This window comes from Cupriavidus sp. WKF15 (genome assembly GCF_029278605.1).
Classification (GTDB): domain Bacteria; phylum Pseudomonadota; class Gammaproteobacteria; order Burkholderiales; family Burkholderiaceae; genus Cupriavidus.
This window is the reverse complement of the sequence record NZ_CP119572.1, coordinates 1009130-1027750: the sequence shown is the minus strand read 5'-3', so window position 1 is coordinate 1027750 and position 18621 is coordinate 1009130. Positions and strand designations below refer to the sequence as shown.

17 protein-coding genes are annotated in these 18621 nt (G+C 66.6%); 4 read left to right on the top strand and 13 right to left on the bottom strand.

Annotation, left to right across the window (positions count from 1 at the left end; genetic code table 11):
* Nucleotides 1–2 precede the first annotated feature (2 nt).
* The 7 genes from kdpE to CupriaWKF_RS04855 all read right to left on the bottom strand — a co-directional run bounded on the left by kdpE (nucleotide 3) and on the right by CupriaWKF_RS04855 (nucleotide 8626).
* On the bottom strand, nucleotides 3–698 hold the full coding sequence (kdpE, locus tag CupriaWKF_RS04885; RefSeq protein ID WP_276099896.1) for a two-component system response regulator KdpE: 696 nt from the start codon (nucleotides 696–698) through the stop codon (nucleotides 3–5).
* A 24-nt stretch (nucleotides 699–722) separates the two neighbouring features.
* Nucleotides 723–3575: a DUF4118 domain-containing protein gene (locus CupriaWKF_RS04880; RefSeq protein WP_276099895.1), complete on the bottom strand. Its 2853-nt coding sequence runs from the start codon at nucleotides 3573–3575 to the stop codon at nucleotides 723–725.
* A gap of 81 nt (nucleotides 3576–3656) precedes the next feature.
* A complete protein-coding gene (gene kdpC / locus CupriaWKF_RS04875; RefSeq protein ID WP_276099894.1) occupies nucleotides 3657–4283 on the bottom strand; it encodes a potassium-transporting ATPase subunit KdpC in 627 nt (208 codons plus the stop codon).
* Nucleotides 4284–4310: 27 nt separating this feature from the next.
* The gene (gene kdpB, locus CupriaWKF_RS04870; RefSeq protein ID WP_276099893.1) at nucleotides 4311–6530 is read right to left on the bottom strand and encodes a potassium-transporting ATPase subunit KdpB; all 2220 of its coding nucleotides are present in this window, start codon (nucleotides 6528–6530) and stop codon (nucleotides 4311–4313) included.
* Nucleotides 6531–6549: 19 nt separating this feature from the next.
* The gene (kdpA, locus tag CupriaWKF_RS04865) at nucleotides 6550–8367 is read right to left on the bottom strand and encodes a potassium-transporting ATPase subunit KdpA (RefSeq protein WP_276099892.1); all 1818 of its coding nucleotides are present in this window, start codon (nucleotides 8365–8367) and stop codon (nucleotides 6550–6552) included.
* Nucleotides 8367–8456, bottom strand: a complete 90-nt coding sequence (gene kdpF / locus CupriaWKF_RS04860; RefSeq protein WP_276099891.1) for a K(+)-transporting ATPase subunit F — start codon at nucleotides 8454–8456, stop codon at nucleotides 8367–8369. The genes kdpA and kdpF overlap by 1 nt, the downstream gene beginning before the upstream one ends.
* Entirely contained in the window at nucleotides 8456–8626 is a 171-nt protein-coding gene (locus tag CupriaWKF_RS04855; protein ID WP_276099890.1) for a hypothetical protein, read from the bottom strand. The genes kdpF and CupriaWKF_RS04855 overlap by 1 nt, the downstream gene beginning before the upstream one ends.
* A gap of 547 nt (nucleotides 8627–9173) precedes the next feature.
* Here CupriaWKF_RS04855 and rpsU point away from each other — a divergent pair.
* From rpsU to CupriaWKF_RS04835, 4 genes are all read left to right on the top strand, one after another.
* Nucleotides 9174–9386: a 30S ribosomal protein S21 gene (rpsU, locus tag CupriaWKF_RS04850; RefSeq protein ID WP_066731027.1), complete on the top strand. Its 213-nt coding sequence runs from the start codon at nucleotides 9174–9176 to the stop codon at nucleotides 9384–9386.
* A gap of 197 nt (nucleotides 9387–9583) precedes the next feature.
* A complete protein-coding gene (gene nodI / locus CupriaWKF_RS04845) occupies nucleotides 9584–10495 on the top strand; it encodes a nodulation factor ABC transporter ATP-binding protein NodI (RefSeq protein ID WP_276099889.1) in 912 nt (303 codons plus the stop codon).
* A gap of 1 nt (nucleotide 10496) precedes the next feature.
* Nucleotides 10497–11366: an ABC transporter permease gene (locus CupriaWKF_RS04840; protein ID WP_276099888.1), complete on the top strand. Its 870-nt coding sequence runs from the start codon at nucleotides 10497–10499 to the stop codon at nucleotides 11364–11366.
* A 71-nt stretch (nucleotides 11367–11437) separates the two neighbouring features.
* The gene (locus CupriaWKF_RS04835; protein WP_276099887.1) at nucleotides 11438–11707 is read left to right on the top strand and encodes a hypothetical protein; all 270 of its coding nucleotides are present in this window, start codon (nucleotides 11438–11440) and stop codon (nucleotides 11705–11707) included.
* A gap of 20 nt (nucleotides 11708–11727) precedes the next feature.
* Here CupriaWKF_RS04835 and CupriaWKF_RS04830 read toward each other — a convergent pair whose 3' ends face one another.
* From CupriaWKF_RS04830 to accD, 6 genes are all read right to left on the bottom strand, one after another.
* Complete coding sequence (locus CupriaWKF_RS04830) at nucleotides 11728–12933, bottom strand: O-succinylhomoserine sulfhydrylase (RefSeq protein WP_276099886.1); 1206 nt, start codon at nucleotides 12931–12933, stop codon at nucleotides 11728–11730.
* A gap of 341 nt (nucleotides 12934–13274) precedes the next feature.
* A complete protein-coding gene (purF, locus tag CupriaWKF_RS04825; protein ID WP_276099885.1) occupies nucleotides 13275–14801 on the bottom strand; it encodes an amidophosphoribosyltransferase in 1527 nt (508 codons plus the stop codon).
* Between the two features lie 100 nt (nucleotides 14802–14901).
* Nucleotides 14902–15399 carry a CvpA family protein gene (locus CupriaWKF_RS04820; RefSeq protein ID WP_276099884.1) on the bottom strand — a complete coding sequence of 166 codons (498 nt, stop codon included), beginning with the start codon at nucleotides 15397–15399 and terminating at the stop codon, nucleotides 14902–14904.
* A 38-nt stretch (nucleotides 15400–15437) separates the two neighbouring features.
* Complete coding sequence (locus CupriaWKF_RS04815) at nucleotides 15438–16175, bottom strand: SPOR domain-containing protein (protein WP_276099883.1); 738 nt, start codon at nucleotides 16173–16175, stop codon at nucleotides 15438–15440.
* A gap of 124 nt (nucleotides 16176–16299) precedes the next feature.
* Nucleotides 16300–17610, bottom strand: coding sequence for a bifunctional tetrahydrofolate synthase/dihydrofolate synthase (gene folC, locus CupriaWKF_RS04810; protein WP_276099882.1), 1311 nt, complete (start codon nucleotides 17608–17610; stop codon nucleotides 16300–16302).
* Between the two features lie 135 nt (nucleotides 17611–17745).
* Nucleotides 17746–18618: an acetyl-CoA carboxylase, carboxyltransferase subunit beta gene (accD, locus tag CupriaWKF_RS04805; protein ID WP_276099881.1), complete on the bottom strand. Its 873-nt coding sequence runs from the start codon at nucleotides 18616–18618 to the stop codon at nucleotides 17746–17748.
* Between the last annotated feature and the right edge of the window lie 3 nt (nucleotides 18619–18621).

Here is an 18621-nt window from a genome sequence, read left to right as displayed (position 1 = left end):
CCTTACCCTGCAAAGCGGTAGCCGAGCCCGACTTCAGTGAGCAGATGCACGGGCTGCGCGGGATCTGCTTCGAGCTTGTGCCGCAAGTGGCCCATATAGACCCGCAGATACTGGCTGCTCTCGGAATGCGAAGGCCCCCATACCTCGCGCAGCAGTTCGCGATGGGTCATCACCTTGCCCCGATGCGCGATCAGCACCGACAGCAGGCGATACTCGATCGGCGTCAGGTGCACGGTCTCCCCGGCGCGCGTGACCATGCGGTTGGCCAGGTCGACCTGCACCTCGCCGAAGGCAATCTGCGTCGACCCATGCGGATTCGATCGCGCATGCCGGCGCAGCAGCACGCGCAGGCGCGCCACCAGTTCACCCACGCCGAACGGCTTGGTCAGGTAGTCGTCGGCACCGGCATCGAGCGCGCCGATCTTGTCCTCCTCGCCGCTGCGCGCGGACAGCACCAGGATCGGCACCTCGGTCCAGGTGCGCACTTCGCGGATCAGGTTGACGCCGTCGCCGTCGGGCAGGCCAAGGTCAAGCACCACCAGGTCCGGCTGGCGCGTGCCCGCTTCGATCAGGCCGCGCTTGAGCGTTTCCGCCTCGTGCACGGTGCAGCCTTCGGCCTGCAGGGCCGTGCGCACGAAGCGGCGGATATGGGGTTCGTCCTCGACCAGCAGCACCGTGGGCGAAAACTCGAAAGGCATCTGTTGCTCTCCGTCTGAATGGGATTACGCGGGGATGTCCGCCGCCTCCGGCTCGATCACCGGCGGATTGCCGCGCGGCAGGGCCACCACGAAGCGCGCACCGATGCCTGCGCCCGCCATGGCCGCTTCGCGCACTGGTTCGACCCAGATGCGTCCGCCATGGGCCTGCACGATCGCATCGCAGACCGCGAGCCCAAGGCCCACGCCCGTCGTCACCGATTCGCGCTCGCCCCGCGTGAATTTCTCGAAAATCTGCCGTTCGCTGCCGGCCGGCACGCCGGGGCCATCGTCTTCCACCACTAGGCGCAATTCGTCATCCATGGCCTGGGCGCGGATGCGGATCTCGGTCCCGGCCGGCGCGTACTTGGCAGCATTCTCCAGCAGGTTGCACAGCACGCGATCCATCAGCACGGCATCGCATTCCACCAGCGGCATCGCGGACAGGTCGGCCACCATGACACGATGCCCGGCAAGCGCATCACGCAAGGCACCCAGCGCCGCGCCGACCAGCTCCTCGAAGGACTGCCACTCCTTCTGCACGCGCACGTCGCGTCCCTGCAGCCGCGCCATGTCGAGCAGGTTGACCACCATGGTGCTCATGCGCCTGGCCTGGTCGCGCATCGCGGCGACCGTATCGGCAATACGCGGCGCGAGCGGCGGATCGCCGCGCTGCAAGGTCTCGGCCATGCCGATCAGGCTGGTCAGCGGCGTGCGCAGGTCGTGCGAGACCGCGGCCAGCAACGAGCTGCGCAGCCGCTCCGATTCCATCGACAGCAGGGCCTGCTGGGCGACGTCCACATAATGCAGCCGCTCGATGGTGATGGCGATCAGCGTCGCGAACACGTCGACCTGGCGCCGCAGTGCCGGCTGGGCGAACGCGCGCCACGCGCGCGGTTCCACCGCGAGCACGCCGCGCGTCTGCATCGGCGCCTTGAGCGGCAGGTACAGCACGGTGCCGGCGGGCAGCGTGTGCGTGCCGGTGCCCGCCGGCTGGCCGTGGTCGAACACCCATTGTGCAAGCACGCGGTCGATCGCGTCACTGTGCGCGTCGGTTTGCCCCTGCTCGACTGCGGGCGGCAGCAGGCGGCCATCGGGCCCTACCAGAAAGAAGGCGGAGCGCGCGTCGAAGGCCGCGCGCAGGAAGCGGCTGCCGATCGAGACGATCTGCTCGGGCATCAATGTCGACGACAGCTCGCGCGCGAGCTCGTAGAGCGTGCGCGCATCGGTCTCGCGCTGCACCGCCACTTCTGCCTGCTCGCGCAGGCCGGCGGTGAGCTGGCCGATCACCAGCCCGACCGAGAGCAGCACCAGGAAGGTCAGCAGGTACTGCACATCGCTCACGGCAAAGGAGAGCCTGGGCGGCACGAAGAAGAAGTCGAAGGCAGCGACGGCAACCACCGAGGCCAGCGCCGCCGCCGCGCGGCCGTGGCGCAAGGCCACGCCAACCACCGCCACGAGAAACAGCATGGCGATATTGACCAGGTCGAACCACGGCCGGGCCAGCGTCGATACCGCCGTCGCGCCGGCGCACCAGGCCACCGCCCACAGGTAGGACTGCATGCGCACACGGCGCTCCTGCGCCTGCACGGCCTCGCTTTCCTCGGCCGGTGCCGATACGCTCGCGGGCTTGACGTCCATGCGCGTGGTATCCGCGGCCACGCGTATGACGTCGATCTCCGGGCACGCGGCCGATAGCGCATCGGCAAAGCTCTTGCGCCCGAACAGCCAGGCCCGCGCGCCAAGAAACGGCGAAAGCGCCCAGACCAGCAACGACCGCCCCTGACTCACGAGCGACTCGTCCATGCGCCGCCATCGCGTCGGCGTGCGGCCCAGCACCACCTTGGTCAGGTTATGGCGCCGGACATAACCGGCAACGGCCTGCACCATGTCGCTGCCGGCCAGTGTCTCGGTGCGCGCGCCCAGTTCCTCGGCCAGGCGCATCGCCGACTCCAGCCGCGCGCGTTCGCCATCGGGCACGGACGCAAGCCGCGGCGCGGCCACGGTGATCACGTGGCAGTCGCAATCGAGCTGGCCGGCCAGGCGGCGCGCGCTCCTGACGACCTGCTCGGCATCGCTGCCTGTGCCGATGCAGGCCAGCACGGCCTCGCGCGTGCGCCAGACCGACTGGATCGACTCGGCGCGGCGATAGGCGCGCACATCATCGTCGACCCGGTCCGCGGTGCGCCGCAGGGCCAGTTCGCGCAGCGCGATCAGGTTGCCCTTGCGGAAGAAATTGCGCACTGCGTGGCGCGCCTGCTCCGGCAGGTAGACCTTGCCTTCGCGCAGGCGCCGCAGCAGCTCATCGGCGGGCAGGTCGACCAGGATCACCTCATCGGCGCTGTCGAAGACGGCGTCCGGCACGGTTTCCCAGACACGGATGCCGGTGATGCCGCCCACCGCCTCGTTGAGGCTGTCCAGGTGCTGCACATTGACGGTCGTCCAGACATCGATGCCGGACGATTGCAGCTCCTGGATGTCCTGCCAGCGCTTGGGGTGCCGGCTGCCCGGCGCATTCGAATGGGCGAGTTCGTCGACCAGCACCAGTGCCGGTCGCCGTGCCAGCGCGCCGTCGAGGTCGAACTCCGTGAGCACGCGGTCCCGATACGGCACGTCCTTCATCGGCAGGCGCTCGATGCCGTCGATCAGTGCCTCGGTCTCGGCGCGGCCATGCGTCTCGACCACGCCGATGACCACGTCCGCGCCCTGCTCCCTCAGTGACCGTGCGGCGGTCAGCATCGCGAAGGTCTTGCCCACGCCGGCCGAGGCGCCGAAGTAGACGCGCAGCTTGCCCCGCGCGGCACGCGCGCCCTCCTCCTGCATGCGCTGCAGCAGGCTGTCCGGGTCGGGACGTTCAGTGGGAGATCGCAATTCGGGCATGGTCAGCGGCGCCGCCCGGCGCAGGGGCAGGCGCTGTCAGATTGTGCCACGCGCGCGGCGCCGCACGCCCGCCCGGCCTGCCTATTTACCAGATACCGCATCCAGCGCCAGGTTCAGCTTGAGCACATTGACGCCAGGGTCGCCCAGCACGGCCAGCGACGGCGATTCGGTGTTCGCCTGGATCAGCTCCTGCACCTTCTCCGGCGGCAGCCCGCGCAACCGCGCCACGCGTGGCGCCTGGTAGTCGGCCGCCGCGATGCTGATGTGCGGATCCAGCCCGCTGCCGGAAGCCGTGACCAGGTCCACCGGCACCGCCGCCTTGTTGTCCGGGCCCGCCGCGCGCAGTGCCTCGATGCGCGCGCGCGCCGCATCGCTCAGCGCCGGGTTGCTTGGCCCAAGGTTGGAACCAGCCGATGCCGCCGCGTTATAGGGCATGGGCGCCGTGGCCGACAGGCGGCCCCAGAAATACTTCGGGTCCGAGAACGGCTGCCCGATCAGGGCAGAGCCCACGACCTTGCCGTCCCTGACGATCAGCGAGCCCGCTGCCTGCTGTGGAAACACCGCCTTCGAAATTGCGGTGATCACGCCGGGATAGAGCAAACCCGTCAGCAGCGACAGCGCGGCAAAGACGACCAGCGCCGGCCGCAGCAGCCCGCCCTGCTGCGGCACGATGGGTGCGGATTGCGTGGATTGCACTTGCGTATTCATGATTGCCATCTCTATGCGGAGGTACGGTCAGACCCAGCCCAGCAGGGCCAGCGCCATGTCGATCAGCTTGATCCCGGCAAACGGCACCAGGATGCCGCCCAGGCCGTAGACCAGCAGGTTGCGCCGCAGCAGCACCGCCGCGCCGAGCGGCCGGTAGGCCACGCCCTTGAGCGCCAGCGGTATCAGCGCCACGATGATCAGCGCGTTGAAGATCACCGCCGACATGATGGCCGACGCCGGCGTGCTCAACCCCATCACGTTCAGCAGGTTCAGCTGCGGGTAGGTGGTGGCAAACGCGGCCGGGATGATGGCGAAGTACTTGGCCACGTCGTTGGCCACGCTGAACGTCGTGAGCGATCCGCGCGTCATCAGCATCTGCTTGCCGATCTCGACGATCTCGATGAGCTTGGTCGGGTTGCTGTCCAGGTCGACCATGTTGCCGGCCTCTTTCGCCGCCTGCGTGCCACTGTTCATCGCCACCGCGACATCGGCCTGGGCCAGCGCCGGCGCATCGTTGGTGCCGTCGCCAGTCATCGCCACGAGGCGGCCCTCGCCCTGGAACTGGCGAATCAGCTTGAGCTTGGCTTCCGGCGTCGCTTCGGCCAGGAAGTCATCGACGCCGGCTTCGGCCGCGATGGTCGCCGCGGTGAGCCGGTTGTCGCCGGTGATCATCACGGTCTTGATGCCCATCTTGCGCAGCTCCGTGAAGCGCTCGCGGATACCGGTCTTGACGATGTCCTTGAGTTCCACCACGCCGAGCACGCGCACGCTGCCGTCGGCTTCCTCCGCCACCACCAGCGGCGTGCTGCCCGCACGGGCCACGTCATCCACCGCCTGCATCACGGCCTCGGGAAACTTGCCGGCGCGTTCGGCCACGAAGCGCCGCACCGCATCGGCCGCACCCTTGCGCACGATGCGCTCGCCTTCGCCGTTGCGCAGGTCCACGCCGCTCATGCGCGTCTGCGCCGTGAACGGGATGAACACCGGCCGCAGCGCCGCCATGTCCGGTGCCGCGACACCCTGCTGCTGGCGCGCCAGCGTCACGATGCTGCGCCCTTCGGGCGTCTCGTCGGCCAGCGACGACAGCCATGCCGCCTGTGCGAGCTGCTGGGCCGGAATGCCCGGCGCGGGCACGAAGCGCGAGGCCTGGCGGTTGCCGTGGGTGATGGTGCCGGTCTTGTCGAGCAGCAGCACATCCACGTCGCCCGCGGCTTCCACCGCGCGGCCCGAGGTGGCAATGACGTTCGCCTCCATCATGCGGCTCATGCCAGCCACGCCGATGGCCGACAGCAGTCCGCCGATGGTGGTCGGGATCAGGCACACCAGCAGCGCCACCAGCACCGTGATGGTCACCGGAAGCCCGGCCTTGGTGACGAGCACGCTGTAGAGCGAGAACGGCAGCAGCGTGGCGGTCGCCAGCAGCAGCACGATGGTCAGGCCCACCAGCAGGATCGTCAGCGCCAGCTCATTGGGCGTCTTCTGCCGCTTGGCGCCCTCGACCATGCTGATCATGCGGTCGATGAAGCTTTCGCCCGGATTGGTGGTGATGCGTATCACGATCCAGTCCGACAGCACGCGCGTGCCGCCGGTGACCGACGAAAAGTCGCCACCCGATTCGCGGATCACCGGTGCGGATTCGCCCGTGATCGCGCTCTCGTCGACCGACGCCACGCCTTCGATGACTTCGCCGTCGCCGGGGATCATGTCACCGGCCTGGGCCAGCACGATATCGCCGCGCCGCAGGGTGGTGGCCGCCCGCGTTTCCGTCGCGCCACCGCGCCTGCCGTCGAGCAGCACGCGCGCCGTGGCGGTCGTCTTCAGTCCCCGCAGCGATTCCGCCTGCTGCTTGCTGCGGCCTTCCGCGAGCGCTTCGGCAAAGTTGGCGAACAGCACCGTGAACCACAGCCAGACCGAAACGGCCAGGATGAAGCCGGCGCTCTCTCCGCCTGCAGCCTTGGGCGCAGCCAGGGCCTTGAGGAACAGGATGGAAGTGAGGATGCTACCCACGTACACCACAAACATCACCGGATTGCGTACCTGCTCGCGTGGTGACAGCTTCTTCAGCGCGGCCAGCAGGGCCGGCTTGACGAGTTCGGGCGCGAACATGCCGCTGCGTGGCGAGCGATGGTGGTGCTCATGCGCACGGGGCGCACCGCCCGACGTCGTGGCGGCATTCGCCGTCGATGCATCGGTTCTGGATGCAGCGCCGCCAGCCTTGCTGCGCGTCGCCATGGATTCTTGTTGCATGCGTTTCTCCGCAATACGCTTACTTGGCAATCGCCGTCACCGCGCCCTGCAGCTGCTCGGCAACGGGGCCCAGCGCCAGAGCCGGGACATAGGTCAGTGCGCCGACCAGCAGCACCGAGCCGACCAGCAGCACCACGAACAGCGCGCCGTGAGTAGGCATGGTGCCGCCCGTAACCGGCAGCCGCTTTTTCGCCGCCAGCGAGCCGGCCAGCGCGAGGACCGGGATGATGATCCAGAAGCGTCCGAACCACATGGCGGCCGCCAGCAGGGTGTTGTAGAACGGCGTGTTGGCGGACAGGCCGGCAAAGGCGCTGCCGTTGTTGTTGGCCGCCGAGGACAGCGCATAGAGGATCTCGGAGAAGCCGTGCGTGCCCGGGTTGAACACGCCCGCCCTGCCCGCTTCCGTCATCACCGCGATGGAAGTGCCGACCAGCACGAGCAGCGGCGTCACTAGGATGGCCACCGCGGTCATCTTCATTTCGTACGCCTCGATCTTCTTGCCCAGGTACTCCGGCGTGCGCCCGATCATCAGGCCGGCGATGAACACTGCCAGCACCGCGTACACGAGCATGCCGTAGAGACCGGAACCGACGCCGCCGAACACGACTTCACCAAGCTGGATCAGCAGCATCGGCACCAGCCCGCCGATAGCCGTGAAGGAGTCATGCATCGCATTGACCGCGCCGCATGAGGCCGCCGTGGTAATGGTCGCGAACAGCGCCGATGCCGCCGTGCCGAAGCGCGTCTCCTTGCCTTCCATGTTGCCGCCGGCCTGCAACGCGGAAGCGGCATGATCGATCGGCAGTCCGGCCAACGCGGCGCTGGCCTGCAACTCGGACAGCGAGGCGACGCACGCCATGCCGACGAAGATCACCGTCATCGAGGCGAGCACCGCCACGCCCTGGCGCCGGTCCTTCACCATCTCGCCGAACGTGAAGCACAGCGCGGCCGGAATCAGGAAGATGGCCAGCATCTCGATCATGTTGGCGAGCGCGGTCGGGTTCTCGTAAGGGTGCGCCGAGTTCGCGTTAAAGAAGCCGCCGCCGTTGGTGCCCAGCATCTTGATGGCTTCCTGCGAAGCCACCGGGCCCATGGCCAGCGTCTGCTTGTCCGTCTTCAGGTCTTCGGTGACCGGCTTGCCCTGGGCATCAAGCACCGGCTGGCCCGCCGCGTCGACCTTGGGCTGGCTGTACTCCACCGGCGTGACCAGGCTGACTTCCTTGTAGCTGTCGAAGTTCTGGATCACACCCTGGCTGACCAGCGCCAGCGCGATCACGGTGGCAATCGGCGCCAGCACGTACAGGGTGCTGCGCGTCATGTCGACCCAGAAGTTGCCGATGGTCGCACTGCTCTGGCGCGCGAAGCCGCGGATCAGTGCGAACACCACTGCGATGCCGGTCGCCGCGGAAAAGAAGTTCTGCACTGTGAGCGCCAGCATCTGCGTCAGGTAGCCCATGGTTGACTCGCCCGCGTAGCCTTGCCAGTTGGTGTTGGTGACAAAGCTGATAGCCGTATTGAAGGCCGAGTCCGGCGTCACCGCGCCAAACCCCTGCGGATTGAGCGGCAGGTAGCTCTGCAGCCGCTGCAGCGCGTAGACCACCACCACACCCAGCAGATTGAACGCCAGCACGGCGACCGTGTACTGCTTCCAGCCCATTTCGGCATCGGCGCGCACGCCGGCAAGCTTGTAGAGCACGCGTTCGAGCGGACGCCCCCACGCGGTCAGCTTGTAGGTGCCATCCTCCATCGCGCGCCGCATGTAACGGCTCAGGAACGGCGCCATGGCAAACAGGATTGCCAGGTACAGGGCCAGCAGGCCCAGGAATTGGGTCGACATCAGAATTTCTCCGGGCGGAACAGCGCAATCAGGAGGTAGATGAAAATCAGCGCGGCCAGGGCGGCGCTCAGCAGGTCAGCCCAATCCATCACAACCCCTTGTCGGCAGCGCTGTGCTTGCCAAGCGCGGCGTCGTTGTGCAGGCCGCCGTGCTCCGCGGCGGCTCCCGGCCCGTTGGCGCCCAAGGCGGCGCACAGCCATAGCAATGCCGCGCTGGCGGCGGCGAATACGATCAAGACGATCAGGAAGACCCCGTCCATGACAATCGATCCAAGAGTGACTGACACCGGGAAGCTTATGGATCGACCGCTAAAAACGGGGTAGAAAGAGACCGAGGGCAGATAAAGAAGATATAAAAACGGCGCCAGCTCCGGAGACGCAGCAGCTACAGGCCCGATATGGCCGCGACATCAATTTCGTGTACATTCACATCCTCGAACTCGCGGGCCGCTCTGAACCTGGCACCGCGACTCCGGAGCGATTGGGGCTCCACTTTTGCTGGCAACGTACCGCCCGACGCATTCCGAATCACGGCACATTCTTGACATTTGCGTCGTATACGTGCCATAGTTACGGGCGTATAGCTTTTTACGGAAACCGGTACTGCCAGGCCCCTTGTACAAGGAACCCGGCGCTATCACCCCTGACACTGGTTGCACGGACTCATCGGTCCACATCTTTCAGGTTCGCGGGGGTGCACTCAGGGCAGTGTCTGCCTTGTGTGCAATACCAGCCGCTTCGGCGGCCGCAGTTTCCCCCTCGTTTGAACCAGCCGCTTGCGCGGCAGCAATCCCCTAAAGGACTGAATTGACCAAGATCGTCTTGAAACCCGGTGAGCCGGTTGAAGTTGCAATGCGTCGCTTCCGTCGCTCGATCCTGCAGACTGGCCTGATCGTCGAACTGAAGAGCCGCACCGCCTACGAAAAGCCCACGACCGAGCGCAAGCGCAAGAAGAAGGCTGCCGAAGCGCGCCTGCGCAAGCGCCTGCGCATGCAGATGCTGCCGAAGAAGCTCTACTGATTCGGTTCGCACCGCATAAAAAACCGCCAGCATGCTGGCGGTTTTTTTATGCGCCGCTTTCTTTATGCGCCACATTTCGCGTTACCCGCACTGAAGCGCCGCCCGGGTCATAGTGCAGTGCACCACAGGTCATGCGCGGCGATGACCGGCATAATGGCGGATATTGCGCCCGCCGGCGCGCCAACCGTCTTCCTGCCTTGACTGCCATCCTCGAGTTGCGCAAGGTGCGCAAGCAATATGGTGATACGGTCGTCGTCAACGACCTGGACCTGCAGGTGCACCGGGGCCAATGCTTCGGGCTGCTCGGGCCAAACGGTGCTGGCAAGACCACCACGCTGCGGCTGCTGCTGGGCCTGACCACGCCGGCAGGCGGCTCGCTGACGCTCTGCGGCGAGCCCATTCCCGAGCGCGCACCGCAGGCACGCATGCGCGTGGGCGTGGTGCCGCAATTCGACAACCTCGACCCGGATTTCTCGGTCATCGAGAACCTGCGCATCTTCGGCCGTTACTTCGGCCTGTCCTCGGCGGTGATCGAGCAGCGGGTGCCGGCCCTGCTTGAATTCGCGCGGCTCGAGAGCCGTGCCAATGCGCAGGTGCGCGACTTGTCCGGCGGCATGCGCCGGCGCCTGACCGTGGCGCGCGCGCTGATCAACGACCCCGACCTGCTGATCATGGACGAGCCCACCACCGGGCTCGACCCGCAGGCCCGTCACCTGATCTGGGAACGGCTCAAGTCGCTGATGGCCAGCGGCAAGACCATCCTGCTGACCACGCACTTCATGGAAGAGGCCGAGCGCCTGTGCAACTACCTGTGCGTGATCGACGGCGGCCGCAAGATTGCCGAAGGCAAGCCGCACGAGTTGATCGACAGCCAGATCGGGTGCGACGTGGTCGAGGTCTACGGCGATGAGCTGGACACGCTGCGCGACAGCCTGACACCGCTGGCCGAGCGTACCGAGATGAGCGGCGAGACGCTCTTCTGCTATGTGCGCGAGCCCGCCCCGCTGCTGGCCGCCCTGCACGGCAAGAGCGGCGTACGTTACCTGCACCGGCCGGCCAACCTCGAGGATGTGTTCCTCAAGCTGACCGGCCGCGAGATGAGGGACTGAGATGAGCGAACAGGATCCGCGCCCGGAAGCGGCCACCGCAGAGACCGGCCACGCCCGCGGGCAGGCCGGCGGCATCGAACTGCGCCAGCACTATCCGCAGCCGCTGCTGCCGCGCAACGTGCGCAACTGGATGATGGTCTGGTACCGCAACTACATGGTGTGGAAGAAGCTGGCCATCCCGTCGATGATCGGCAACCTGGCCGACCCGATGATCTACCTGTTCGGCCTTGGCCTCGGGCTCGGCCTGCTGGTCGGGCAGGTGCACGGCGTCTCGTACATCGCCTTCCTTGCGGCCGGCACCACGGCATCGAGCGTGATGATGTCGGCCAGCTTCGAGTCGATGTACTCGGCGTTCTCGCGCATGCACGTGCAGCGCACCTGGGAGGCGATCATGCATGCGCCGCTGACGCTCGGCGACGTGGTGCTCGGGGAGATCCTGTGGGCGGCCAGCAAGGCCGTGCTGTCGGGGCTGGCCATCATGCTGGTGGCGGGCGCGCTCGGCTATGCGCACATGCCGGGCGCGCTGCTGGCGCTGCCGGTGATCGTGCTGGCGGGCATCGCCTTCGCCAGCCTGGCGATGATCGTGACGGCGCTGGCCCCTGGCTATGACTTCTTCATGTTCTACCAGACGCTGGTCATGACGCCGATGCTGCTGCTCTCAGGCGTTTTCTTTCCACTGGAGCAATTGCCGGACGGTGCGCGTGCTGCCACCAATGTCCTGCCTCTGGCGCATGCGGTGGCGCTGATCCGGCCGCTCATGCTGGGCCGTCCGGTTGACAGCATCGGCCTGCATCTCGCCGTGCTGGCCGCCTACGCCATTGTCGCGCTGGTACTTTCGCTGGTACTGTTGCGGCGCCGCTTGCTGCGCTGAGAAACGCGGGCGGCCGGTTGCCCGGGCCCGTTGACCTGGCGCTTATCCATATGCCCGCCGGGCAATCCTGCATGCCGTTTTCGTTTTCCGGTTTTTCCCGATCTTCACGTCAGGCTGTCCGCCTGTCCGGCGCCCTCCTGGCCAGCGCGATACTTGCAGGTTGCAGCGTCGTCGGGGCAACCGTGGCCGTTGGCAGTGCTGCCGTATCGACCGTGGCGACGGTGGGTTCTGCCGCCGTCAGCGTTGCGTCGACGGCGGTCGAAGCCACCTATGACGTGACCAAGGCCGGCGTCAAGGCCGTGGCCGGCAGCGACAGCGAGACACCGGCCCAGACACCCTGAGCCGGCACCGCGCCTTCGTCTTACTCGCCCAATCCGCGCAGCAGGTCGGCCTTCAGGTCGGCCACCGACTCCAGCCCCACGGCCAGTCGAATCAGTCCTTCGCCAACTCCCGCAGCCGCCTTGGCCTCGGGAGTGACGCGAGCGTGCGTGGTCGTGTACGGATGCGTGATCGTGGTGCGCGTGTCGCCGAGGTTGCCGGTGATCGAGCACAGCCGCGTGTTGTCGATCACGCGCCATGCATTCGCGCGCTGCTGCTCGGGCGTGGCGCCCTTGAGTTCGAACGACACGATGGCGCCACCGCCGCTCTGCTGGCGCATGGCGATCTCATGCTGCGGATGCGACTTGAGCGCGGGGTGGAATACACGCGCCACGGCGGGGTGCGATTCCAGGAATTCGGCCAGCGCGAGCGCGTTGGCCGAATGCCGCTCCATGCGGATGGCCAGCGTTTCCATGCCCTTGAGCAGCACCCAGGCATTGAACGCCGACAGCGTCGGGCCGGCGGTACGCACGAACGGGAATACCTTGCCCATGATGAAGTCGCGCGAACCGACTACGGCACCGCCGAGCACGCGGCCCTGCCCGTCGATATGCTTGGTCGCCGAATGCACCACGATATCGGCGCCGAACTTCATCGGCTGCTGCAGCGCCGGCGAACAGAAGCAGTTGTCGACGACGAGCTGCGCGCCGGCATCGTGCGCGATCTCGGCCACGGCGGCAATGTCGGCCACTTCGGTGAGCGGGTTGGACGGCGTCTCCAGGAAGAACATCTTCGTGGTCGGGCGCACTGCCGCGCGCCATGCATTCAGGTCGCCCGGATCGACAAAGGTGGTCTCGACGCCGAACTTCGAGAAAATGTTCCCGAACAGCGTCATGGTCGAGCCGAAGATCGCGCGCGAGCTCACCAGGTGATCGCCCGCCTGCAGCAGCGACATCACCACCGACAGGATCGCGCTCATGCCCGAAGCGGTCGCCATGCAGGACTCCGCGCCTTCCAGTGCCGCCAGGCGCGACTGGAACATCGACACCGTGGGGTTGGTAAAGCGCGAATAGGTGAAACCCTCTTCCGAGTTGGCGAAGCGTTCGGCGGCTTCCGCGGCGCTGTTGAAGCAGAAGCTCGAGGTCAGGTACATCGCCTCGGAGTGCTCCATGTATTCGCTGCGCAGCGTGCCGGCGCGCACGCCGAGGGTATCGATGCCAAGCGATTCAGGATTGAGCGGTTCGTTCATGCTGGTGGCGCGGTCGTACCCGCGTGAATGCAGTGGTTCCAACAAGCCGGCAGCAAGCGGCCGGCCATGAAAAAAGCCCGTGCGATCGGGTGGTCGGATCGACGGGCTTGCGTGTTCTGCGGATACCTTGGGAGCCTTGGGAGCCCTGGGACGGCGCGGCAGCAGCCGGTTGTTTCCCTTTGGCAATCTCCTGACGGCTATCTCCTGACGGCAATCTCCTGACGGCAATCTCTTTAGCTGTTTCGGGCAGGACCCGCGTCCGCAAGCTGACGATCAAATCGACGCCCGGCCATGTTACGGCCGGGCCCCGCGTTCGTCAACGCACGCGGGGCCGGCGCGGCTTACTCGTTGCCGCCCGAACGCTGCAGGTGCAGTTGCGAGCGCTCCATATCGCCGGTGCCTTCGCGGTCGGCCTGGCTGCGCGCCGTTTCCAGGCGCTCCAGGTAGGCCTCGTCGATATCGCCGGTGATGTAGCGGCCGTCGAAGCATGAAGCGTCGAAGTCCTTCAGCGCGGGATTGATGTCGCGTACGGCCTGCTTCATCGCTTCCACGTCCTGGTACACCAGCTTGTCGGCGCCGATGATCTTCGCGATCTCTTCGTGCGTGCGGCCATGCGCCACCAGTTCGCTGCGCGTCGGCATGTCGATGCCGTACACGTTCGGGTACTTCACCGGCGGAGCGGCCGAGGCGAAGATCACCTTGTTGGCGCCCGCGTCGCGCGCCATCTGCACGATCTCGAACGAGGTGGTGCCGCGCACGATCGAGTCGTCGACGATCAGCACGTTCTTGCCCTTGAACTCCACGCCCATGGCGTTGAGCTTCTGGCGCACCGACTTCTTGCGCACGGCCTGGCCCGGCATGATGAAGGTGCGGCCCACGTAGCGGTTCTTGAAGAAGCCCTCGCGGTAGCCCACGCCCAGACGGTTGGCCACCTGCATGGCCGCCGGGCGGCTGGAATCGGGAATCGGCATGACCACGTCGATGTCGCCGGCCGATACTTCCTGGCGGATCTTCTCGGCCAGGTAATCGCCCATGCGCAGGCGGGCATCATAGACGGGCACGCCATCGATGCATGAATCCGGGCGCGCCAGGTAGACGTACTCGAAAATGCAGGGCGTGAGCTCCGGATTGTCGGCGCACTGCTTGCTGTACAGCTTGCCGTCCAGGTCGATGAAGATAGCCTCGCCCGGCGCGACGTCGCGTTCCATGCGGTAGCCGATGCCTTCGAGCGCCACCGACTCCGACGCCACCATCCACTCCTTGCCGGTGGGCGTATCGATGCTGCCCAGGCACAGCGGACGGATGCCGAACGGGTCGCGCACGGCCAGCATGCCATAGTCGGCGATCTGCGCGGCAATCGCGTACGAACCCTTCACGCGGCGGTGCATGCCGGCCACGGCGGTGAAGATCGTTTCGGGATCAAGCGCCATGCCGTGGCTGGCACGTTGCAGCTCGTCAGCCAGCACGTTCAGCAGCACTTCGGTGTCGGAGTGCGTGTTGATGTGGCGGCGATCGCGGCGGAACATTTCTTCGCGCAGCTGCTGCCAGTTGGTCAGGTTGCCGTTGTGCGCCAGGATGATGCCGTACGGCGCGTTGACGTAGAACGGCTGCGCCTCTTCCTCGCTGGAGGCCGAGCCCGCAGTCGGGTAGCGCACCTGGCCGATGCCGGCCGTGCCCGGCAGGCCACGCATATTGCGCGTGCGGAACACGTCGCGCACGAGGCCGTTGGCCTTGTGCATGTGGAAGGTACTGCCGTTGGCGGTGGCGATGCCGGCAGCATCCTGTCCGCGGTGTTGCAACAACAGCAGGCTGTCGTAAATCAGTTGGTTGACAGGCGAGGTTGAGACCACGCCGACGATACCGCACATGCCAAGCTCCCAGGAAAGGCTTTGATTCAGGGGCGCAGCCCGGTCCTTAGGACAAGGCCTGCGTTTCGTACCGGCCAGGCATGGCTGCCGGGCCTCAGTGTCATGTCTTGACGTATTTCGCCAGCTCCGGTGGCAGCCATGGCTTGAGCGATTCCATGGCCTGCATCACATAGGGGCGGCTCACCGCGTCGCGCCAGAATTCCTCTTCCGGCAATTTCGTCAATCCGGCCAGCGTCACCAGCAGCATCACGAGCAGCGCGCCACGCAGCAGCCCGAACACCAGCCCCAGTCCGCGGTCCGCCGGCTTCAGCCCGGTGCTTTCCAGCAACTGGCCGATCACCGTGCCCGCCAGCGCCGCACCGATCACGGTGCCGATCAGCAAGGTGACGAAACCGAGCGCATGACGCGCGATCTCGCCGCCGGGCAGCGACTGCGGCATCCAGCCGGCGGCCACGCCGCCGAAACGGTAGGCAACCCAGAACGCCACGACCCAGCCCATCAGCGACAGCACCTCGCGGACCAGTCCGCGCAGCACGCCGATCAGGCCGGAAGCGAGCAGGATGAAGACGACAGCGTAGTCGAAGAAAGTCGGCTGCATCGTTGCAAGCGGGCCGCGTCACGCGCGGCCGCGCGGGCTCACTGTTCCACCACCTTCGAAGTCAGACCGGCCGCGCGCACGCGCTTGTCGGCGGCATCGGCGGCATCGCGGTCACTGAAGGGGCCCGCGCGCAGCAGGATACGCTCGCCATCGGCCAGGACTTTCTTTTCCACATACGCCGGCACCTTGCTCGCCTTGAGCTTGGCCAGCCAGTTCTTCGCCCGCTCTTCCGAAGAGAAGGCGCCGATCAGGATCAGGTACTTGCCGCTGCCTTGCTGCTTGGCATCCGCCGTCTTGCTCTCGGCGGGCCTGGTTTCCGCGCGGGCAGCGGGCTTGTCCGCCACGGCGGCAGGCTTGGCCGGCGTGCTCACCAGTTCCTCGCCGGCATCGAGCGCTTCGGCGCTGTCGCCGCGGGCCTGCTGGGACTGCGGGGCCGGCGGCAGAGGATCCGCCTTGCGCGCCTCGACCTTCGGCTTCTGCGTGCCCTGCCCGCCCGCCACCTTGACCGACACGTCCTCGGACACCGGACGCGGCTTGGTCTCAAAGATGATCGGCAGCACGATGACCGCGGCCACCACCAGCACCACGGCGCCGATCAGGCGGCGGCGTGCGCGCTGCTTCTGGGGGAATTCTGGATCCAGCGTGTCATCGGCATATTCCTCCGCCAGCCGGCGCGACGAGGCGATGCCCGCACCAGGGTCGGTACGCTGGCGGCGCGTACGCTCGGGTGCCGGGTCGTTGCCCTTGCGGGAAGAAAACAGCGAAAGCAGGCCCATAGATTGGTTCGGTGCGGCGGCCGTCCGTTTGCGTCGGTGTCGACCGCTGGTTTGTCGCTCGGTTGCCGCACGACCGCCGCGCTATCACGTGGTCGTACCGGCGGCGGTACCGCTGGTTTGCTGGCTAGTTTGCCTGCGTGGCGCGGTAAGCCATCACGCCGGCAACGGTATAGAACGATCCGAAGACCAGAATTCTATCATTCTCGGTCGCTCTCTCGATGGCATCCCTGTAAGCCGCCTCCGGGCTGGAAAAGCAGGCAGCCGTGGCATCCGGCCCGGGCTGGAAACCACCCTCTTCCAGCTTCTGCAGCAGGTCGGCGGCAGAGGCGGCGCGCTCGGTCGGCAGGTCGCACAGGCACCAGTGGTCGATCTTGTCGGCCACCTGGCTCAGCACACCCGCAATGTCCTTGTCCTGCATGGCGCCGAAGACCGCGTAGGTGTAGCGGAAGAAGCCCATGTTCTCCAGGTTCTGCCCGAGCGTGGCCGCCGCATGCGGGTTATGCGCCACGTCCAGGATCACGGCCGGACGTCCAGGCAGTACCTGGAAGCGCCCCGGCAGTTCCACGAACGCCAGGCCGTTGCGCACTTCCTGGGCGCTCACAGGCAGTCGCGAACGCATCGCCTGCAGCGCAGCCAGCGCCGCCGATGCATTCAGCAACTGGTTGGCGCCGCGCAGCGCCGGATAGCCTAGGCCGTTGAGCTTGCGCTCGCGCCCGCTCCAGTCCCACTGCTGGCGTTCCTGCCCCTTGGCGGCCTGGTGCCGGAAATCGCGCCCGACAAGCCACAGGTCGGCGCCGATCGTCTCGGCATGGTCCACCAGCGACTGCGGCGGCACCGGGTCGCCGCAGATCGCCGGCACGCCCGGACGGAAGATGCCGGCCTTCTCGAAGCCGATCTTCTCGCGCGTGTCGCCCAGGTACTGCGTGTGATCGATATCGACGCTGGTGACGACCGCGCAGTCCGTATCGATCACGTTGACGGCATCGAGCCGCCCGCCCAGCCCCACTTCGAGCACCATGGCATCCAGCCCGGCCGCCGCGAACATGTGGATGATCGCGAGCGTGGTGAACTCGAAGTACGTCAGGCTGAACGGATCGGCAAAGCTCGTGCGGGCACGTTCCACCGCCTCGAAGTGCGGCAGCAGCTGGGCGTCCGTGGCGAACTCGCCATTGATGCGGGCGCGCTCGTTGAACGACACCAGGTGCGGCGACGTATGGCAGCCCACCTTGTAGCCCGCTTCCAGCAGGATGCGCTCCAGCATGGCGCAAGTCGAGCCCTTGCCATTAGTGCCGCCGACCGTGAACACCACGGCATCAATACGCAGGCCCAGCGCTTCCTTGACGCGCGTGATACGGGTCAGGCCCATGTCGATGCCCACGGGATGGGCGGTTTCGAGATGGGCAAGCCATTCGGGAAGGGTGTGGAAGACAGGCATGAGGGGGTGAAAAAGCTTTGCTACTAGATTTGGCCAGCCGGCCCGAAAGTCAAGCTCGCTGTTGGCGCGGCGGCGCCAGCAAAAGCAAAAGGCGCGTCAACCGCCCGCGCCCTTGCTTGTACCACCGTTGCGGTCCTACGCGACCGCGTCAGCCGGCTGCTTCTGCAGCAGCGCCAGCAGCTGCGCCAGCTCGGCGCGCAGCTTGCGGCGGTCGACGATCATGTCGATGGCGCCCTTCTGCAGCAGGAATTCCGACCGCTGGAAGCCTTCCGGCAGCTTTTCGCGCACCGTCTGCTCGATCACGCGCGGGCCGGCAAAGCCGACCAGCGCCTTCGGTTCGGCGATCACCACGTCGCCCAGGAACGCGAAGCTCGCGGACACGCCGCCCATGGTCGGATCGGTAAGCACGCTGATGAACGGCAGCTTGGATGCGGAGAGCTGGTTCAGCATGGCCGTGGTCTTGGCCATCTGCAGCAGCGACAGCAGGCTTTCCTGCATGCGCGCACCGCCCGTGGCGGTAAAGCAGATGAACGGCACCTTCTGCTCCAGCGCGGCCTGGGCGCCGCGCACGAAGCGCTCGCCGACCACGGAGCCCATCGAGCCGCCCATGAACTCGAACTCGAAGCAGCTCGCCACCACCGGGATGGTGTGGATCGCACCACCCATCACGACCATCGCATCGGTCTCGCCGGTGTCATCCATGGCGGCCTTGATGCGATCGGGGTACTTCTTGCTGTCCTTGAACTTGAGCGCGTCGACCGGCACGATCTCCTGGCCGATCTCGTAGCGGCCCTCGGCGTCGAGCAGCGCGTCCAGGCGCGCGCGCGCGCTGATGCGCATGTGGTGGTCGCACTTCGGGCAGACGTGCAGGTTGGCCTCGACGTCGGTCCGGTACAGGGTGGACTCGCACGACGGGCACTTGACCCACAGCCCCTCGGGAATGCCCTTGCGGGTACGGGGGTCGGTCTGTTGAATCTTGGGGGGCAGGAGTTTATCCAACCAGCTCATGAA

Bases quoted from the DNA above. Each gene is read 5' to 3' on its own strand.
- kdpE (WP_276099896.1), bottom strand. From the start codon at position 698: ATGCCTTTCGAGTTTTCGCCCACGGTGCTGCTGGTCGAGGACGAACCC.
- CupriaWKF_RS04880 (WP_276099895.1), bottom strand. From the start codon at position 3,575: ATGCCCGAATTGCGATCTCCCACTGAACGTCCCGACCCGGACAGCCTG.
- kdpC (WP_276099894.1), bottom strand. From the start codon at position 4,283: ATGAATACGCAAGTGCAATCCACGCAATCCGCACCCATCGTGCCGCAG.
- kdpB (WP_276099893.1), bottom strand. From the start codon at position 6,530: ATGCAACAAGAATCCATGGCGACGCGCAGCAAGGCTGGCGGCGCTGCA.
- kdpA (WP_276099892.1), bottom strand. From the start codon at position 8,367: ATGTCGACCCAATTCCTGGGCCTGCTGGCCCTGTACCTGGCAATCCTG.
- kdpF (WP_276099891.1), bottom strand. From the start codon at position 8,456: ATGGATTGGGCTGACCTGCTGAGCGCCGCCCTGGCCGCGCTGATTTTC.
- CupriaWKF_RS04855 (WP_276099890.1), bottom strand. From the start codon at position 8,626: ATGGACGGGGTCTTCCTGATCGTCTTGATCGTATTCGCCGCCGCCAGC.
- CupriaWKF_RS04840 (WP_276099888.1), top strand. From the start codon at position 10,497: ATGAGCGAACAGGATCCGCGCCCGGAAGCGGCCACCGCAGAGACCGGC.
- CupriaWKF_RS04835 (WP_276099887.1), top strand. From the start codon at position 11,438: ATGCCGTTTTCGTTTTCCGGTTTTTCCCGATCTTCACGTCAGGCTGTC.
- CupriaWKF_RS04830 (WP_276099886.1), bottom strand. From the start codon at position 12,933: ATGAACGAACCGCTCAATCCTGAATCGCTTGGCATCGATACCCTCGGC.
- purF (WP_276099885.1), bottom strand. From the start codon at position 14,801: ATGTGCGGTATCGTCGGCGTGGTCTCAACCTCGCCTGTCAACCAACTG.
- CupriaWKF_RS04820 (WP_276099884.1), bottom strand. From the start codon at position 15,399: ATGCAGCCGACTTTCTTCGACTACGCTGTCGTCTTCATCCTGCTCGCT.
- CupriaWKF_RS04815 (WP_276099883.1), bottom strand. From the start codon at position 16,175: ATGGGCCTGCTTTCGCTGTTTTCTTCCCGCAAGGGCAACGACCCGGCA.
- folC (WP_276099882.1), bottom strand. From the start codon at position 17,610: ATGCCTGTCTTCCACACCCTTCCCGAATGGCTTGCCCATCTCGAAACC.
- accD (WP_276099881.1), bottom strand. From the start codon at position 18,618: ATGAGCTGGTTGGATAAACTCCTGCCCCCCAAGATTCAACAGACCGAC.